18 protein-coding genes are annotated in these 15,714 nt (G+C 71.4%); 6 read left to right on the forward strand and 12 right to left on the reverse strand.

Annotated elements, in window-relative coordinates; all coding sequences use genetic code 11:
* Positions 1 to 124 precede the first annotated feature (124 nt).
* From GGQ91_RS21940 to GGQ91_RS21955, 4 genes are all read right to left on the reverse strand, one after another.
* Positions 125 to 976, reverse strand: a complete 852-nt coding sequence (locus tag GGQ91_RS21940) for a glycosyltransferase family 2 protein (RefSeq protein WP_179697110.1) — start codon at positions 974 to 976, stop codon at positions 125 to 127.
* Positions 973 to 1,566 (reverse strand): class I SAM-dependent methyltransferase, encoded by a 594-nt coding sequence (locus tag GGQ91_RS21945; RefSeq protein ID WP_182592837.1) that lies wholly within the window; start codon positions 1,564 to 1,566, stop codon positions 973 to 975. The genes GGQ91_RS21940 and GGQ91_RS21945 overlap by 4 nt, the downstream gene beginning before the upstream one ends.
* Entirely contained in the window at positions 1,563 to 2,300 is a 738-nt protein-coding gene (locus tag GGQ91_RS21950) for a PIG-L deacetylase family protein (RefSeq protein ID WP_182592838.1), read from the reverse strand. Before GGQ91_RS21950 ends, GGQ91_RS21945 begins: the two co-directional genes overlap by 4 nt.
* A 171-nt stretch (positions 2,301 to 2,471) precedes the next feature.
* Positions 2,472 to 2,795, reverse strand: coding sequence for a helix-turn-helix domain-containing protein (locus tag GGQ91_RS21955; protein WP_043355970.1), 324 nt, complete (start codon positions 2,793 to 2,795; stop codon positions 2,472 to 2,474).
* Positions 2,796 to 3,016: 221 nt separating this feature from the next.
* Here GGQ91_RS21955 and GGQ91_RS21960 point away from each other — a divergent pair, with 221 nt between their 5' ends.
* Positions 3,017 to 3,532, forward strand: coding sequence for an META domain-containing protein (locus tag GGQ91_RS21960; RefSeq protein WP_043381219.1), 516 nt, complete (start codon positions 3,017 to 3,019; stop codon positions 3,530 to 3,532).
* A 605-nt stretch (positions 3,533 to 4,137) separates the two neighbouring features.
* On the opposite strand, the gene GGQ91_RS21965 is transcribed toward GGQ91_RS21960, so the two are convergent.
* Complete coding sequence (locus tag GGQ91_RS21965) at positions 4,138 to 4,416, reverse strand: hypothetical protein (RefSeq protein ID WP_043758962.1); 279 nt, start codon at positions 4,414 to 4,416, stop codon at positions 4,138 to 4,140.
* A 157-nt stretch (positions 4,417 to 4,573) separates the two neighbouring features.
* Here GGQ91_RS21965 and GGQ91_RS21970 point away from each other — a divergent pair, with 157 nt between their 5' ends.
* The gene (locus GGQ91_RS21970) at positions 4,574 to 5,107 is read left to right on the forward strand and encodes a gamma carbonic anhydrase family protein (RefSeq protein ID WP_182592839.1); all 534 of its coding nucleotides are present in this window, start codon (positions 4,574 to 4,576) and stop codon (positions 5,105 to 5,107) included.
* Between the two features lie 39 nt (positions 5,108 to 5,146).
* On the opposite strand, the gene ppa is transcribed toward GGQ91_RS21970, so the two are convergent.
* Complete coding sequence (ppa, locus tag GGQ91_RS21975) at positions 5,147 to 5,680, reverse strand: inorganic diphosphatase (protein WP_043347104.1); 534 nt, start codon at positions 5,678 to 5,680, stop codon at positions 5,147 to 5,149.
* Positions 5,681 to 5,791: 111 nt separating this feature from the next.
* A complete protein-coding gene (locus tag GGQ91_RS21980; RefSeq protein WP_043347102.1) occupies positions 5,792 to 6,298 on the reverse strand; it encodes a GNAT family N-acetyltransferase in 507 nt (168 codons plus the stop codon).
* Positions 6,299 to 6,513: 215 nt separating this feature from the next.
* On the opposite strand from GGQ91_RS21980, the gene GGQ91_RS21985 reads away from it, so the two are divergent.
* A complete protein-coding gene (locus GGQ91_RS21985; RefSeq protein ID WP_043381213.1) occupies positions 6,514 to 7,239 on the forward strand; it encodes a tyrosine-protein phosphatase in 726 nt (241 codons plus the stop codon).
* A gap of 3 nt (positions 7,240 to 7,242) precedes the next feature.
* Here the strand turns inward: GGQ91_RS21985 and GGQ91_RS21990 are convergent, their stop codons facing one another.
* Both GGQ91_RS21990 and GGQ91_RS21995 read right to left on the reverse strand, forming a co-directional pair.
* On the reverse strand, positions 7,243 to 8,100 hold the full coding sequence (locus GGQ91_RS21990) for a prephenate dehydratase (RefSeq protein ID WP_043347099.1): 858 nt from the start codon (positions 8,098 to 8,100) through the stop codon (positions 7,243 to 7,245).
* A gap of 24 nt (positions 8,101 to 8,124) precedes the next feature.
* Entirely contained in the window at positions 8,125 to 8,868 is a 744-nt protein-coding gene (locus GGQ91_RS21995) for a 3-deoxy-manno-octulosonate cytidylyltransferase (protein WP_043347096.1), read from the reverse strand.
* Between the two features lie 308 nt (positions 8,869 to 9,176).
* Here GGQ91_RS21995 and GGQ91_RS22000 point away from each other — a divergent pair, with 308 nt between their 5' ends.
* Complete coding sequence (locus GGQ91_RS22000) at positions 9,177 to 10,154, forward strand: c-type cytochrome (protein ID WP_179697108.1); 978 nt, start codon at positions 9,177 to 9,179, stop codon at positions 10,152 to 10,154.
* A 143-nt stretch (positions 10,155 to 10,297) separates the two neighbouring features.
* The gene (locus GGQ91_RS22005) at positions 10,298 to 11,479 is read left to right on the forward strand and encodes a multidrug effflux MFS transporter (RefSeq protein ID WP_043381210.1); all 1,182 of its coding nucleotides are present in this window, start codon (positions 10,298 to 10,300) and stop codon (positions 11,477 to 11,479) included.
* An 81-nt stretch (positions 11,480 to 11,560) separates the two neighbouring features.
* Here the strand turns inward: GGQ91_RS22005 and GGQ91_RS22010 are convergent, their stop codons facing one another.
* Both GGQ91_RS22010 and GGQ91_RS22015 read right to left on the reverse strand, forming a co-directional pair.
* Positions 11,561 to 12,070 (reverse strand): GNAT family N-acetyltransferase, encoded by a 510-nt coding sequence (locus tag GGQ91_RS22010; protein ID WP_043350027.1) that lies wholly within the window; start codon positions 12,068 to 12,070, stop codon positions 11,561 to 11,563.
* Positions 12,071 to 12,134: 64 nt separating this feature from the next.
* The gene (locus tag GGQ91_RS22015; RefSeq protein ID WP_043758956.1) at positions 12,135 to 13,331 is read right to left on the reverse strand and encodes an MFS transporter; all 1,197 of its coding nucleotides are present in this window, start codon (positions 13,329 to 13,331) and stop codon (positions 12,135 to 12,137) included.
* A gap of 80 nt (positions 13,332 to 13,411) precedes the next feature.
* Between GGQ91_RS22015 and GGQ91_RS22020 the strand changes: the two genes are divergently transcribed.
* Entirely contained in the window at positions 13,412 to 14,203 is a 792-nt protein-coding gene (locus GGQ91_RS22020; protein WP_043350024.1) for an AraC family transcriptional regulator, read from the forward strand.
* A gap of 13 nt (positions 14,204 to 14,216) precedes the next feature.
* Here GGQ91_RS22020 and GGQ91_RS22025 read toward each other — a convergent pair whose 3' ends face one another.
* A complete protein-coding gene (locus GGQ91_RS22025; protein WP_043381205.1) occupies positions 14,217 to 15,659 on the reverse strand; it encodes an FAD/NAD(P)-binding protein in 1,443 nt (480 codons plus the stop codon).
* Positions 15,660 to 15,714: the final 55 nt, after the last annotated feature.

Genomic DNA, 15,714 nt, shown 5'->3' on the forward strand with positions numbered 1-15,714 from the left:
GGGCAAGCCCGTGACCGCGTGACAGGTTCGGATGAGGGTTGGAGAAGGCCCCGGAGCGGGTTCACCCCTCACCAGTCTCTTCGGGAGAAGGGACAAACTCTGCGGCGCGGCGGCCGCGACGGCCCTAGAACGGCCGATCGTCCGGCAGCCGCGCCGCAGCCATCTCGTCCGGAGTCGGGTCGCGATGGATGACGATCCCGTTCGACCGATCCGCCGCGATCAGCCCGAGCCGGGCGAACCCGTCGAGCCAGCCGTCCATCGGCCAGATCCCGTGCCGGTCGTGAAAGCGGGCCGCGTTGGCGACGATGTCGCGGAAATGCTGCAGCGGCGGGTCGTAGCCCGGATGATGCTGGTGGTAGGCCCGGGGGCCTCCCAGGAACAGGATCGGCACCCCCGCCTTCTCCGCCCGGAACGCCAGATCGGTGTCCTCCGCGCCGTAGCCGGAAAAGGTTTCGTCGAACCCGCCGAGGCGGTCATAGGTCTCGGCGCGCACCGCGAAGGCGAGCGACCAGAACAGCCCGGCCTGCGGTGCCGGCGCCACCACGCCTGCGGGCGGGAAGGCCCGCACCGGGTGCGGCTGGCCGAACCGCTCCAGATCCGCCGCGCACCATCCATCCGCCACCGCGCCGGCCGGCAGGTAGCCGATCTCGCAGCAGATCAGGCCGTCCTGCTCGGCCACCGCCCGCGACAGGCCCGCGACGAGCCCCGCCGAGGGGATGCAATCGACGTCGAGGAAGATCAGCGTCTCGGCCTGGGCCGCCCGGCGCCCGGCATTGCGCGCCGCCGCGAGGGGCAGGCCGGCATGCGGGAAAGCGACGCGCTCCACCGGGAAGGGCAGCGCCGGGTAGGGCGCCTCATCGCTGCCGATCTCGACGACGACGCAGCGATCGGGTGGATCGCCGCGACCGAGACCGTCGAGCAGGCGGGTCAGGTGTGCGCGCCGACCTTTGTTGAGCGTGATGACCGCGATGCTCACGAGGCGGCTCCGGCGCGCAGGACATCGATCCGATAATCGGGGGTCCGCGACTGACTCAGGACCTGGGCGAAGGCGGCGGAGAGGCGGATGAAGCCATCGGCGGCACCATCGCCCGAAAGCGGGTAATCGGTCTCGCCCAGCCAGTGCACCAGAACGATGTCCCCGCCGGGCGCGATCGTCTCGCCGGCCCGGCGTACGAGCTCGGCGAAATCCGGCGGGGCCAGGAAGTACAGGAACTCGGAGAGGACGATCAGGTCGAAGGGCCCGGTCGGCCAGTCCGCCGGCATGGTCCCCTGCCGGATCTCGACATGGGGACGATCCGCGCATCGCGCCCGGGCGGCCTCCGCGGCGGCCGGGACCAGATCGGTGGCGAGGAGCCTGGCGCAGCGTTCCGAGAGGGCGCGGGTGAAGACGCCGATCGAGCAGGCCGGCTCGAAGGCGGACCGGTAGCGCGGCTGGGGAAGGGCCGCCAGCGTCGCCGCGTATTTCTCGCGTTCGTAGGGCGAGGAGGTGAAGCGCCAGGGATCCGGGTCGCTGGCGTAGATGCCGCGGAAGTAATCCTCCGGCAGGGTCTGGGTCCGCCGGGTCATGCGGGGATCGCGACGAAGCGCTCGTAGGGACCGCAGAGCCGGTCGATCATGGCGGGCTCGAGCCGGAAGCCCTGGGGATCGTCCGCGATCAGGTCGGTGGTCTGCGATTCGTGCGCCGCCACGGCCCGCGCCTTGGTCTCGCGATAGGCGGAGACGTCGAGGCGCAGGCCGGTCGGGCTTGGGCCGACCTCGGTCTCGGGCGGTAGGGTCCAGCCCCAGACGGGATACTCATAGACCCGGACTCCCGGCATCTGCGGTCGGGCGCGGGCGACGATCGCGGCGGCCGCCTTGTGATCGCAATGGGGATCGTGGCGCCACGTGACGAAGACCGCGCCGGCCCCGATCGCCGCGGCCGCGCGGGCGACGGCCGCCGCAGCCGCGTCGGCCTCCGGCCCGTCGCTCGGGACATGGGCGTCGGGCAGGCGCAGGAAGGTCACGTCCCCGGATCCGAGGCCGAGCACCGCTCCGGCCCGCTGCGTCTCCGCCTCGCGCAGGGCGCGCAGCTTCTCCGGCGGATAGAGGCGGGACTGCGTGTGCGAGCCGCATCCGTCGCTGACCACGACGAGGTGAACGGGCCGCCCGGACGCCCGGGCGGCTGCGATCAGGCCGCCGCATCCGAGGCTCTCGTCATCGGGGTGGGGCGCGACGACCACCAGCCCCCGGCTCCCCAGGAGGGCATCGAGGCTCGCCAGGGGCAACGCGTCGGCGGCGGTCAGAAAGGCGTCGGCGCGCATCACTGGCCTCCGGTCCGTTCGAAGACAGGACGCCGGTCGCGCGGCGACGGGCTGCTGACGAGATCGATCACGGGACGCTCCAAGGACGGTGCGCGGGGTCGGGCGTCCCTGGTTCTCGGATTCTGCGCCTGAACACGCCATGAGCGGCGCGTTCCGGAATTCCGGCGGGCGTTACCGATCGTTCTCCGTGGTGAGCGCGTCGGCGCGGGTGCCCTCGTCGACGCCCGGTCCGGCCGCCAGATGGACGCCGAGGGTCGGGGCGTCGGTGAAGACCGCGCCGGCTGCGCTGAGGGCGCTCCGCAAGGCCTCGATCTGCCCGCTCGGCGGGTCGCTGTAGCCGCCCTCGAAATCCCGCACGAAGTGCTCGTCCAGGCCGACTTTGCCCGCGAGATCGGCCTGCGACCAGCCGAGCAGCCCACGGGCCGCCCGCGACTGCGCGGGGCTCATGATGGGCGCCTGCGTTCCGCTCTGTGCGCCCTCGTCCGATCCTGCCACGCTCACTCTCCTCCTCGGGTATCATCAACAACGATTGCGGTCGCGGATCGTTTCCGGGCACATCCGGTCGGAGCGCGACCATAATTGTGCTGAAATCCTGTCGCATCCGCCAAGGCGCAAGGATTCGGAGCGGTCTCTCGCGGGGCCGTGCTGCGCGGCCGGCGTGGCGCCTCCGGACCGGGACAACCTGCGCGCGGTGCGCGCGACATGGGGACTGGACGATGAGAGGGGTGCTGATCGCGAGCTTGGCCTGTGCCGTGCTGGCTATGGACCTATCCGCGGTGACGCAGGCGCAGGCCCAGATGGGCGGTTCGCCGACGGGCTTCGGCCGGGGCAATCGCCGCCCCGGCGGCGAAGAGGAGAAGAAGCCCCAGTACGTGCCGGGGACCAAGGCCAGCGAGAAGATCTTCCCGCTCGATTCGACCTGGACCGCCGTGAGCCTCAACGGAAAGCCCTTCACGGGTGGCGACCGGCCGAGCTTCATCATCGACAAGCAGTACCGCGCCCGCGGCTACGGCGGTTGCAACACCTTCGCGGCGACCGCATTCCCGCTAAAGGAGCAGCACATCGCCGTGGGCCCGCTCGCACTCACCAAGAAGAGCTGCGACAAGGGCCTCGCCGCCGCCGAGCAGGCGTTCTTCATCGCCCTGCGCACCTCGGCGGTGTGGGACTTGGTCGGCTCGCAGCTCGTGCTCAAGAGCCCGAACGGCGAGCTGAAGTTCGACCGCGCCCTTTAAGGAGCGGTTCACCACGCCGCATGATGGCGGCCGCCGATTCAGACGGCCTTGAGGGGCGCCGGGGCTCATTCCTCGTGTATCGAGGAGGCCACGGATGCCAGTCGGAATCGGGATCGGACGCGGGGACCCCTCGCGTCCCGCGGTGACGCGGAGCCTCCGTTTCACGGGGCCCGAGGGGTTTCATCCCGGCGCCCTATGGCTCGCCACCGCCGTGCCGGCTGTGGCGACGCTTCTCCTTCTCGCGCGGCTGGCTTCCTGACGGGCAGCGCTGGCGGCGTCTTACCGGGACGCCGTCGCGTCCCGGGGCCGGTCGCCCTCGGCATGTCCGCGCGGCTCGGAACGATCCTGCGCTTGCGCCGTTACGGGCGGAAACAGCGAGGCCAAGCCCGCGGCGACACCATATAGAATTGGATCGGCGTTCAGGCCGCCCTCGGGCGGATGAAGATTGCTTGTCAGCAGAGTGCGACGGCGGGCCTCGCGCGCGTTCACGAGCATCTGTGCGCGTCCCCGTTGTTCCAACTGTCCGAGACCGGTCAATGCCGCGCTCCGCGTTTCGTTGCCGCAGCGGGCGGAATTTTCTCCCGGAGACCGGACGCGACGGAAACTCAGCCCCGGCGCCGGAGACCCATCGCCGGTTGGACGTCGGGCGGCCGGCAGACGCTCGGCACGACATCGATGATCGACGCGCTCGGGCAGCGCGCCCGGCAGCCCTGGGCCGCGGCGATCTGGTCGCCGCCGCAGGCATCGGCGAAGCAGAAGGTCGCGAGATCCTCGCAGGTCGCCCGGAACCGGCCCAGGGGCGACCGCTCCCGCAGGTCCGCCGCCCCCGCCCCCTGCGTCAGCAGGATCACCGTCAGACCGATCAGAGCCGGGAATCGCGCCATCTCTGTTTCCCGTCCAGGTCGAGGCTGCTTGCGGAACCAGCCTAGCATTGGCAGCCTGGACGCGCCGTACCATTCCCGCGACAGGCGATGCGCGTCATCCGTCGCGATCCCGGCCGCATCGCGCGGCCGTTAAGCCCGATCCCCACGAAAGGCCGCCATGCCGCTCTACGCCCTCGACGATCACGTCCCCGACCTCGCCGACCCCGCCCGGGTCTGGATCGCGCCCGACGCGCAGGTGGTCGGCCGCGTGCATCTCGGCCTCGATGTCGGCATCTGGTTCGGCGCGGCTCTGCGCGGCGACAACGAGCCGATCCGCATCGGCGATCGCACCAATGTCCAGGAGGGCGTGATCATGCACGTCGATCCCGGGTTTCCCCTCGTCATCGGCAGCGACGTCACGGTCGGCCACGGCGCGATCGTGCACGGCTGCACCATCGGCGACGGCAGCCTCGTCGGCATGGGGGCGACGGTCCTGAACGGCGCCCGGATCGGCCGCGGCTGCCTCATCGGCGCCAACGCGCTGGTCACCGAGGGCAAGGAATTCCCGGATCACAGCCTGATCGTCGGGGCGCCGGCCAAGGCCGTGCGCACCCTCGACGAGGCCGCGGTCGAGGGGCTGCGGCAGGCCGCCCTGCGCTACGTGGAGAATGCCCGGCGCTACAAGGTCGGGCTGCGCCGCATCGACGGCTGAGGGACATGGGCCGCTCCCGGGCGGGAGCGGCCGCCCCGCTTACTTCTTGGCCTTGGCGCGCTCGATCGCTTCCTCGATCAGCCGGTGGGCCTCTTCCTTGTCGCCCCAGCGGACGAACTTGACCCACTTGCCGGGTTCCAGATCCTTGTAGTGCTCGAAGAAGTGCTGGATCTGCTGGATCGTGATCTCGGGCAGGTCGGTGTAGTTCTCGACCCGGTCGTACCGCTTGGTCAGGTGGCGCGAGGGCACCGCGATGATCTTCTCGTCTTCGCCGCCCTCGTCCTGCATCACCATCACGCCCACGGGACGCGCGCTGATGATCGCGCCCGGCAGCACGGCGCGGGTGTTGGCCACCAGCACGTCGCAGGGATCGCCGTCGCCCGACAGGGTGTGGGGGATGAAGCCGTAATTCCCCGGATAGAACATCGGGGTGTAGAGGAACCGGTCGACGACCAGCGCGCCGGATTCCTTGTCCATCTCGTACTTGATCGGTTCGCCGCCGAGCGGCACCTCGACGATCACGTTGACGTCGTGCGGCGGCTTCTTGCCGAGCGGGATGGCGTCGATCTTCATGGCGTGTCGCTTCCGGAATGCGGTCTCGTCCGCTTCTCGGATCTCTTAGTGGCGCCGCTTGGCAAAGCAAATCGGCCGATGGTGCGGCCCGGCAACGAGCGCTGGAAAACGTTAGCCGAACAGGAAGCCCACCTTGGGGAGCGGGATGCCCGCCACGCGGTCGAGCGCCCGCGGGCCGGCGACGCCGCCGAGCCCCTCGTAGAAGGCGCCGGCGCGGACATTGTCCTCCAGGCTCCACACGCCCAGCCGCGTGAGGCCGTGATCCGCGAGGTCGTTGCGCACCGCCCGGAACAGGCGCCGGCCGAGGCCGACGCCCTGATACTCCGGCAACAGGTAGAGTTCGTCGATCTCGGCCTCGGTGCCGAGCGCCCGGCTGCGCGTCCGTCCGTAGGCCGCGTAGCCGACGACGAGTTCGCCCGTCTCCACCACCGCGATCGGCCGGCCGCGGCGCAGGGCGCTCTGCCACCAGGCCCGGTCCCGGGTCGAGATCACCCGCTCCAGGGCGACGCCCGGGATGATGCCGCGATAGGCCTCGCGCCAGGAGGCATCGAACACCTTGGACAAGCCGCCGAGATCGGCCTCGCGGGCCCGGCGGATGCTCGTGGTGCGCGTGCTCATGGGCTTCGGGCCTCCCGTCGTCCGACCGGCGGATAACCCGCGCGGCCCGCGCAGGTTCGATGCCGATCCAGGCGGAGTGAAGGCAAGAATGGCGCCGCGTCGCGTCGGCCTGCGTGACGTCGCGTGACGTCGCGTGATGCCGGTGCCGGCCCGCGAATTGCCGGGCCGGCGGGCGGCTGATAGAGCCCGGGATCGGTTCCCCCGGCAGCACGGCCTTGTTCAACCGCTTCCTCAAGCCCGAGAGGCGCTACGCGCGCCGCATGGCCCGGATCGCCCGCTTCGAGCGGCCGATCGCCGGCCCCGGCGACCGTCTCATGGCCTGGGCCAGCATGCTGCTGATCGACCACGGCGTCTTCCGCCTCGCCTATCTCAACCGGCACCGCGTCGGCTCCGGCGCCCTCTGGCGCTCGGCCCAGCCCGGTCCTCATCAGCTCGCCCGCTTCCGGGCCGAGGGCGTGCGGACGATCATCTCCCTGCGCGGCGGGCGCGAGCACGGGTCCTGGCCGCTGCAGCGCGAGGCCTGCGAGCGCCACGGGCTCAAGCTGGTCGAGTTCGTGCTCCGCTCGCGGGAAGCGCCGGACCGGGCCACCATCCTTGGCGCCAAGGCCTTCTTCGCCGGCATCGAGTACCCGGCGGTGATGCACTGTAAGTCCGGCGCCGACCGGGCCGGCCTCGCCTCGGCCCTCTACCTGATCCTGCACGAGGGGCGCCCGGTGGCCGAGGCCGCCCGGCAGCTCTCCGCCCGCTACGGCCATCTCCGTTTCGCCAAGACCGGCATCCTCGACGCGTTCTTCGCCCGGTATCGCATCGAGGGCGAGGCGAGGGGGCTCGACTTCCTGACCTGGGTCGAGACCGTCTACGACCCCGAGGCGCTCAAGCGCGATTTCCGGCCGGGCTTCTGGTCGGATCTGGCGGTGGACCGGGTGCTCCGGCGGGAGTGAGGATCACTCCGCCGCCGGCCGTGCCATCTCGCGGAAGGGGTGGGCCGGGTAGGTGCCGATCACCCGCAATTCGCGCGAGAAGTAGCCGAGTTCGTCCAGCGCCCGGCTGAGGCCCGGATCGTCCGGATGGCCGTCGACCTCGGCGTAGAACTGCGTGGCGGTGAATTCGCCGTCGACCATGTAGCTCTCGAGCTTCGACATGTTGACGCCGTTGGTCGCGAATCCGCCGAGCGCCTTGTAGAGCGCGGCCGGGATGTTGCGCACGCGGAACACGAAGCTCGTCACACAGGGCACGGTGCCCTGTTCCACCGGCTGAGGCTCCGGGGAGAACACCACGAACCGGGTGGTGTTGTGCGCCTCGTCTTCGACGTCGCGCTCCAGGATGTCGAGGCCGTAGACTCCGGCCGCGAGTGCGGGCGCCAGAGCCGCCCGGCTCGGGTCGCCGATCTCGGCGATCTCGCGGGCGGCCCCGGCGGTGTCGCCGGCGACCACGGCCTTCAGGCCGAGCCGGCGGATGATCCGGCGGCACTGGCCCAGGGCATGGACGTGGCTGTGGACGCTCTTCAAAGCCTCGCGCTGCGTGCCCGGCAGGACCATCAGCTGGAAGTGGATCGGCAGGAAGTGCTCGGCCACGATGTGCAGCGGCGAGATCGGGATCAGGTGGTGGATGTCGGCGACGCGGCCCGCGATCGAGTTCTCGATCGGGATCATCGCCCGCTGGGCGCGCCCCTCTGTCACCGCCGCGAAGGCGTCCTCGAAGGTCGGGCAGGGCAGCGGCGTCCAGTCCGGATACGCCTCCGCGCAGATGATGTGCGAGTTCGCCCCGGGCTCCCCCTGATAGGCGATGGTGCGGTCTGTCATGGCGGTCTGGATTCGTTCGTCGGGTCAGTTCAGGCGCCGGCTCTGGAGCAGGGCGCGGGCGCGCTCCAGGTCGGCGGGGGTGTCGACGCCCAGCGGCAGGTCGTCGACGATGGCGGCGTCGATGCGCATGCCGGCTTCGAGCGCCCGCAGCTGCTCCAGCTTCTCGCGCATCTCCAGCTCGCCGGGCGGCAAGGCCACGAATCGGCTGAGCGCCCTGCGCCGGTAGGCGTACAGGCCGATATGGTGCCAGAGCGGCCCGTCGCCCCAGGGAGCCCGGGCGCGGGTGAAGTACAGGGCGCGCAGGCGCCCCGGACCGACCATGTGGCCGACGAGCTTGACCACGTTCGGGTTGTCGGCCTCGTGGGGGTCGGTGATCGGCGCACAGAGGGTGACGATGTCGACGGTGCGGTCGGCCAACGGCACGATGGAGGCGCCGATGATCGCCGGGTCGATGGTCGGCAGGTCGCCCTGGACGTTGACGACCACGTCGTGGCGACCCTCCGGGTCGACGATGTCGAGCGCCTCGGCGAGGCGGTCGGAGCCCGACGGGTGATCGGCCCGGGTCATCACCGCGAGGCCGCCCGCGGCCTCGACCGTCCGGGCGATCTCCGCCGTGTCGGTGGCCACCACCACGGGGCCGATGCCGGCCTCCATGGCCCGGCGCCAGACATGGACGATCATGGCCTCGCCGGCGATGTCGGCCAGCGGCTTGTTCGGCAGGCGGGTCGCGGCGAGACGGGCCGGGATCAGGACCAGGGGATCGGACATCGAGATTCGGATCCGGATGCGCGGATCGGGGCCGCGGCGGCAGGCGGCCGGCTGCTTAACAGGCCGGCCCCCGATTGTCGTCCCCCCGGAGACGGGCCGGAGCGCAGTGGAGAAAATGTGCCACTCGGTGACAAGCTGGGCAATTCAGTGGAACAATCCTGCGCTGGAGCGACGCGGAGCCCTCTGGTGGCATTGTCAGGAGCCGCCCGGAACCGCTAAGGCAACCTCGAAATCTTCCAATGTCCGGTGTCCGAGCCCGCTCGCCCGTGTCAGGCGCGCGATCGGCACGGCCGAGTTGCGAGAAGAGCATGAACTCGTTCGAGGTGAACAAGGTCCTGGGTGCGGTCCTCGGCGCCCTTCTGTTCGCGGCCGGATCGGGTTTCGTCGCCGAATTGATCTACCACCCGAAGCCGGCGGGCAACGCCGGCTACGACCTCCCCGAGCCGCAGCCCGAGGCCGCCGCCGCGGCGCCCGAGGCCAAGGTCGAGCCGATCGCCGTCCGCCTCGCCAGCGCCAATGTCGAGAAGGGCGAGGCCGGCACCAAGGCCTGCCATGCCTGCCACAATTTCGAGAAGGGCGGCCCGAACAAGGTCGGGCCCGACCTGTACGGGGTCGTGGAGCGGCCGAAGGCCTCACATCCAGGCTTCGACTATTCGGCGGCCCTGAAGGAGAAGGGCGGCACGTGGACCTATGCCGACCTCGACGGGTTCCTCACCAACCCGAAGGGCTACGTGAAGGGCACGAAGATGGCCTACGCCGGCATCGCTTCGCCGCAGGAGCGGGCCAACGTCATCGCCTATCTGCGAACCCTGGCCGAGACGCCGAAGCCGCTCCCCGCCGTCGAGAAGGACGAGGCCCCGTCGGCTGCGCCTGCGGCGGCCAAGCCTGACGACAAGCCCGCGGCTGCGCCCGCCGAGAAGCCGTCCGCCGACAAGCCCGCCGCCGGCAAGGCGTCCGAAGGCAAGGACAGCCCGGCCAAGCCCGCCGATACCGGCACCGCCAAGCCGGTCGAGGCGAAGTCGCCCGGCAGCCCGCGGACGACCGGCGAATCGAGCGACCGCAACGCCCCGGCTCCGCCGGCCGGCGCCCATGACAGCGACCAGCAGGGTCAGCCTTCGAGCCTGATCCCCGCCGAGCCGACCGCGCCGACGGCGCCGGCCGCCAAGGAGCCGCCCGCGCAGGCCAATCCCGAGGCGGTCGACCGGGCGAAGGATCTCGAGGTCGGCGGCCCGACCAAGGACCTGAACGCGCCGCTGCCGACCCCGCAGCCGCTTCCGAAGGAGTAGAGGCACGGGCCGGGTGCGGGGCTCCGGACGGTCCCGCCCCTCGCGTGTCAGGCGCGTTCCGCCGGCATGGCTCCGGGCGCGCCCCTTGCTCTAAGGCGGCCGCGCCCCGGCATCGTGCCGGATTGAAAACCGCGTAGGACCCCTTGGCTGACCGAAGTTCCGTTGGGGAGGAGCGCCGGGCGCCCCTCCCGCTGCTCGTTGCCGTGACCATGACCGGGACGGTGGCGCTGCACATCTTCGTGCCGGCGCTGGCGGCGGCGGCCGTGGACCTCGGCACCAACGCCGCCGGCGCGCAACTGACGATCACCGTCTACCTGATCGGGCTTGCGGGCGGTCAGCTGCTCTACGGCCCGCTCTCGGACCGGTACGGCCGGCGGCCGGTCCTGATCGGCGGCCTCGGCCTCTATCTCGCCGGATTGCTGCTCGCGATCCCGGCGCCGAACATCGGCGTCCTGCTCGTCGCCCGGGTCCTGCAATCGCTCGGCGCCTGCGGCTCCCTGGTGATCGGCCGGGCGATGGTGCGCGACGTCTCCACCCGCGAGGACGCCGCCCGGAAGCTCGCGATCCTCACCACCGCGATGACGCTCACGCCCGCCCTGGCGCCGGCGATCGGCGGCGTCGTGACCGAGGCCTTCGGCTGGCGCGCCGTGTTCGTGGTGCTGGCCGGCCTCGTCGCCCTGCTGGGCGCGCTCGTGGTCTTCACCCTGCCCGAGACCAACCGCCACAAGGTGGCGCTGCCGGGATTCGTCGCGGTTCTGTCCGGGTACCTCCGGCTCGTGCGGATCCCCGTGTTCCGCGCCTATCTGGTGGCGGGGGCCTGCGGCGGGACCAGCCTCTACGCCTTCCTGGCCGTGGCGCCGTTCCTCCTCGTGGACCGGCTCGGGCGCTCCTCTCAGGAGGTGGGATTCGACTGCCTGATCGTCGTGTTCGGCATGGTCGGCGGGGCCGTCCTGGCGAGCCGGCTCGCCACCCGGGTGCCGATCCGAAAGGCAGCGCGGAGCGGCAATCTCCTCTGTATCGCCGCGGCGCTGACGCTGCTGATCGTGGACCGCACCGGGATGCTCGGCGTCGTCAGCCTGATCGTGCCGCTCTTCGCCTACGCGGTGGGCGTCGGCCTGCTCAGCCCCAACGCGGTGGCGGGGCTGATGAACGTCGATCCGCACGCGGCCGGCTCAGCCTCCAGCCTCTACGGCTTCACGCAGATGACCTTCGGGGCGCTGTTCACGGCGGCCGCCTCCGCCTGGCCCGCGACCTCGGCGACGCCGGTGGCGCTGGCGCTCCTCTCCGCCGGGCTGATCGCCGCGCTGGCGCTCCGCCGGGCCTGACGGGCTCGCGCTCGCCGACGGCGTCAGTTTCCGTCGCCGCCATGGCCCCCGCGCGCTGCCGGAGGCGCGCGGCGGTGTCCCTTAAAGCGACGCGCCGCGGGCCTCGACGAGGCCGGACGCGCCTGCGCTGAAGCCGTCGGCCAGTTCCAGCCACAGCAGGCGCGCGGGGTCGACCGGTCCCGGCAGGCTCAGGCGCCCGGGCGGGACCGGCGTGAAGCCGAAGCGGGCGTAGTAGGGCGCGTCGCCGACGAGGATCACGAGACCCTCGCCCGCCTGCCGCGCCCCCTCGATCGCCGCGCGGGTCAGGGTACCGCCGATGCCGCGGCCCGCGAAGCTCGGATCGACGGCCAGCGGACCGAGCATCACGAAGGATGTCGCCCCGGTCCGCACGGGCCCCATCCGGACCGAGCCGACGAGGAAGCTGCCCACCGAGGCGGTGATGCCGAGATCGATCCGCTCGGCCGCGCCCTCGCGGAGGCGGTAGGCGGTACGGGCGAAGCGGCCGGGGCCGAAGGCCCGGGCATGAAGCCGCTCGATGGCGGGGGCATCCTCCGGCCGCTCGGGCCGGATGACGAGGGACAGATCGGTCACGGGTTGCTCGCGGCTCGGACCGGCGCCGCGTAGCAGCGCCGGGCCGGACCCGCAAACCGCCGCGCTACTCGGCGGCCGCCAGAGCGGACTGTCCGCCGCCCTGGGTCAGCCGCAGGAAGCCGAGGGCCGAGAGCCAGATCACCGCGCCGCAGGCGGAGGCGACGCCGAGAACCAGCGCGAAGCCGCCGCGGTCATGCAGGAGGGCGATCGCCGGCACCACGAAGCCGCTCGCCGTGAAGCCCACGAAGTAGCGCAGGCTGTAGGCCCGGGCCCGGTAGACGGGCGGGACGTAGCGGGCGATCATCGCGTCGTTGATCACCACCTGCCCGTAGATCGCCGTCATGGCCAGCACGAGCCCGGCGAGCAGCGGCAGGCCGGTGGAGAGGGCGGCGATCCCGAGCCCCACCGGCTGCAGCACCGAGAGCGCCACGAACAGGGACGGCAGGCTGTAGCGGTCGATGAGGCGGCCCATGGCCAACTGCATCAGCGCGCCGAACAGGAACACGCCGGTGGCGAGGGAGCCGGTGAGCGCCAGCGGCAGCGCCTGCCCGACGCCCTCGTCGATCACCTTCGGCAGGCTGATCGTCGTCAGGTTGAAGGTCAGGCCGCCCGCGAAGATCGACAGGGCGAACATCGCCAGCAGCGCCCAGGGCCGGGTCACCGGGATCACCGCCGCGCCGCCGGCCTTCTGGCCCGAGGCGTCCCCGTCGCCCGGCACCAGGGCCAGGAAGGCGGCCCCGCAGGCGAGGCAGACGAGGCCCGGGACCACGAAGGCCGCGCGCCAACTGACGGCGGCGGCGAGCAGCGCCGTGAGTCCGGAAGCCGAGGCCGCGCCGAAATTGCCCCAGACGCCGTTGATGCCGAGATCGCGCCCGAGCCGGCGGGCATGGGTCACCAGCATGGCCGAGCCGACCGGGTGGTAGATCGCCGAGGCGAGCCCGAGCACGCAGAGCCAGAGGGCGAAGGCCAGCGGCGTCGAGGCGCTCGCCACGCCGAGGCAGGACAGGCCGTAACCGAAGAAGAACACCGCCAGCATGTTGCGCCGCCCGAACCGGTCGGCGAGCGAACCCATCGGGAGGGAGCACAGGCCGAAGGCCACGAAGGCGCCGGTGGCGAGCCCGATCAACTCGCCGTAGCCGAGCCCCGTCTGGGCCGCGATGGCGATGACGGCGGTCGGGTAGATCAGCAGTACGAAATGGTCGAGGGCATGCGCGACGTTGACGAAGCGCAGGGTGCGGCGGGACAGCGTATCGGAATCCATCGCGGCGTATCCTCCGGGACTGCGCGCTGATAGCCTGACCCGATGGTGGTGTTGGGCCGGATATGTATGCGAACGGGCCAATGTTGACGGAGGCACCTGTCGCCGCGAAGCGGTCGACCGAGGCGGCCGACTATCAGGACGTCCCGCGCCCGGTCGCAGTGATGCCCAAGACCTACGCGGCCGGGATGCATCTCGCCCGGCACTTCCATCCCCGCGCGCAGCTGCTCTACGCCACGGCCGGGCTGATGATGGCGTTCGCGGAGGACGGCACCTGGGTCGTTCCCGAGGGGCACGCGCTCTGGATCCCGCCGCGGCTGCCGCACGCGGTCGCGACCCACGGCGCCGTCTCGATGTGCTCGGCCTATCTGGATCCCGCCGCGGTTCGGTCCTTCCCGGCGAGTTGCCGGGTGATCGCGGTGTCGCGGCTCCTCGCCTCCGCGCTCACGGCGCTGGCCGAGGAGCCTGTGCTCTACGCAGAGGATGGCCGCGGCGGCCATCTCGCCGCTCTGGTCCTCGACGAGATCGGCCGGGCCCCCGCCACGCCGCTCGCCCTGCCACTCCCGCGCGACGCACGCCTGCGCCGGGTCTGCCTGGAGCTGATCGAGAATCCGGCCTCGGAGGACGACCTCGATGCCTGGGCCGACCGGGCCGGGGCGAGCCGGCGCACGCTGACCCGGGGGTTCCGCGCCGAGACGGGCCTCAGCTTCGGTGATTGGCGGGCGCGGGCCCGGGTGATCCGTGCGCTGGCGCTCGCGGCCGAAGGACGCCCGCCCCGGGTTGTGGCGGCGGCGGTGGGGTATCGAAGTGTCCAGACACTACGACTGACGGTGGCGCGGGTGCTCGACGCTCACCCTCCCCGCTCGGCAACCTGATCGGGACCGACTCTCAAGCCTGTGCAGAGGGCTCAAGCGATGCGGACGGTTCCTGCGCCGCCGCGACGGACCGAGCCAGGTCGACGGCTTGGTTGCGGATGTCCGGCACGGCCGTGCATTCCCAGTATGCGCCGCGGAGCAACGGGCCCAGAGTCCAGAGGCGCGCCGCTGTATCGGATGCACCCAGGACCGTCAGATCGGGGCGCACGGCAAGACCGAGGCCGAACGGACCGGCTCGGACAAGGCCGCGACCGATCAGATTGCGCAGAAGCGGGTCGGTCGTATCCGCGACCCGTCCGACGCCGCGAACATCGAAGATGCGCTGCACGCCGAGGGTTCTGGGTTCGGATGCCCCCCGCGGCCGGTACGTGACGCGCGCTTCACCGGTCTGATCCTCGATCGCCACCAGCTTTCCGGCGAGCACCTGAAGCGAGCCGGCTTCGATCTCGTCGGCGATGGCCGCGCCCGTGGGCGGTGCGGAGCGGTGCCGATGCGTGTCCCAGAACGGGCGGAGATGGCGCAGGAAGCGCGCCTGGTCGGCTGGCGGCAAGCCGAGCCAGAGGGCGTCCGTAACCGGCCGCAGAGCGTCGATCACCCCATGCCAGGCGATGCGAGCCTCCGCCGCGGAGGCGACCTCCCGGCGGATCCGGGCCAGAAGTTGGGTGATCGAACGGGTCTCGGCGGCCGTGAAGTCCGGACGCGGCCAGGGGGCGGCGCGTACGTGCACGGCCGGGATCTGCCCCCGCCGCGAGAGCGCGATGATCTGCCCGCGAAAGCCTTGGCGCCGAAGACTGATCACCGCATCGACCATGCTGAGACCGGTCCCGATGATGAGAACCGGATGATCCGGATGCAGCCGCGCGTCATGCTCCGGCTTCCACGGATCGCCCCGGAAGCGGCTTTCCGGTTCCTGGGGCAGGGCGAGGTTGCCCATCGCCAGCACCGCACCCGCGACGTCGACGCGTCGGCCGCCCTCGGCAACCATGACCAGACGGTCCTCGTCCGGCACGAGGTCGATGATCATGTCGTTGATCAGGTGCAGCCGCGGCGTCGAACCGCCTGTCACCGCTTCGGTCAGAAGCGCCGCCAGATAATCTCCGTATAGCCCGCGTGCCGCGAAGGTCCCGGCCGGGGTCCGCCAGATGCCCACATGTCCCTGCCCGATCGCGGGGTTGCCGGCACCGGTGCCCGCCTCACCCGCGGCGATCTTCGAAAGCCAGTCTTCGAAATGGGAGGGCCGGTCGGGATAGGCGCTCATGTTGGCGGCGCGCACGTTGAGCAGGTGGTCGGGGTTCCCGGTGGCGTAGGCGCGACCGCTCCCGAAGCGCTCCGCCCGTTCACACAACAGAACCGACTGGTGCGGCGGCAAGCGGGCGAGCAGCTGTATCGCCGCCATCGTGCCGCTGAAGCCTGCCCCGATGACGGCAATGGGAGCGGGGTGCGGCCCGGCTTCCAAGCTTTCGTGCTGGTCCGACATCGACGAAGAGCCTGCGCCAGAAGACAATGCCACG

Source organism: Methylobacterium fujisawaense (assembly GCF_014138435.1).
GTDB classification, from domain to species: domain Bacteria; phylum Pseudomonadota; class Alphaproteobacteria; order Rhizobiales; family Beijerinckiaceae; genus Methylobacterium; species Methylobacterium fujisawaense.

Excerpts from the sequence above, each read along its gene's own strand:
- GGQ91_RS21945 (WP_182592837.1), bottom strand. The coding sequence starts at position 1,566 with ATGACCCGGCGGACCCAGACCCTGCCGGAGGATTACTTCCGCGGCATC.
- GGQ91_RS21950 (WP_182592838.1), bottom strand. The coding sequence starts at position 2,300 with ATGCGCGCCGACGCCTTTCTGACCGCCGCCGACGCGTTGCCCCTGGCG.
- GGQ91_RS21960 (WP_043381219.1), top strand. The coding sequence starts at position 3,017 with ATGAGAGGGGTGCTGATCGCGAGCTTGGCCTGTGCCGTGCTGGCTATG.
- GGQ91_RS21965 (WP_043758962.1), bottom strand. The coding sequence starts at position 4,416 with ATGGCGCGATTCCCGGCTCTGATCGGTCTGACGGTGATCCTGCTGACG.
- GGQ91_RS21970 (WP_182592839.1), top strand. The coding sequence starts at position 4,574 with ATGCCGCTCTACGCCCTCGACGATCACGTCCCCGACCTCGCCGACCCC.
- ppa (WP_043347104.1), bottom strand. The coding sequence starts at position 5,680 with ATGAAGATCGACGCCATCCCGCTCGGCAAGAAGCCGCCGCACGACGTC.
- GGQ91_RS21980 (WP_043347102.1), bottom strand. The coding sequence starts at position 6,298 with ATGAGCACGCGCACCACGAGCATCCGCCGGGCCCGCGAGGCCGATCTC.
- GGQ91_RS21990 (WP_043347099.1), bottom strand. The coding sequence starts at position 8,100 with ATGACAGACCGCACCATCGCCTATCAGGGGGAGCCCGGGGCGAACTCG.
- GGQ91_RS21995 (WP_043347096.1), bottom strand. The coding sequence starts at position 8,868 with ATGTCCGATCCCCTGGTCCTGATCCCGGCCCGTCTCGCCGCGACCCGC.
- GGQ91_RS22000 (WP_179697108.1), top strand. The coding sequence starts at position 9,177 with ATGAACTCGTTCGAGGTGAACAAGGTCCTGGGTGCGGTCCTCGGCGCC.
- GGQ91_RS22015 (WP_043758956.1), bottom strand. The coding sequence starts at position 13,331 with ATGGATTCCGATACGCTGTCCCGCCGCACCCTGCGCTTCGTCAACGTC.
- GGQ91_RS22020 (WP_043350024.1), top strand. The coding sequence starts at position 13,412 with ATGTTGACGGAGGCACCTGTCGCCGCGAAGCGGTCGACCGAGGCGGCC.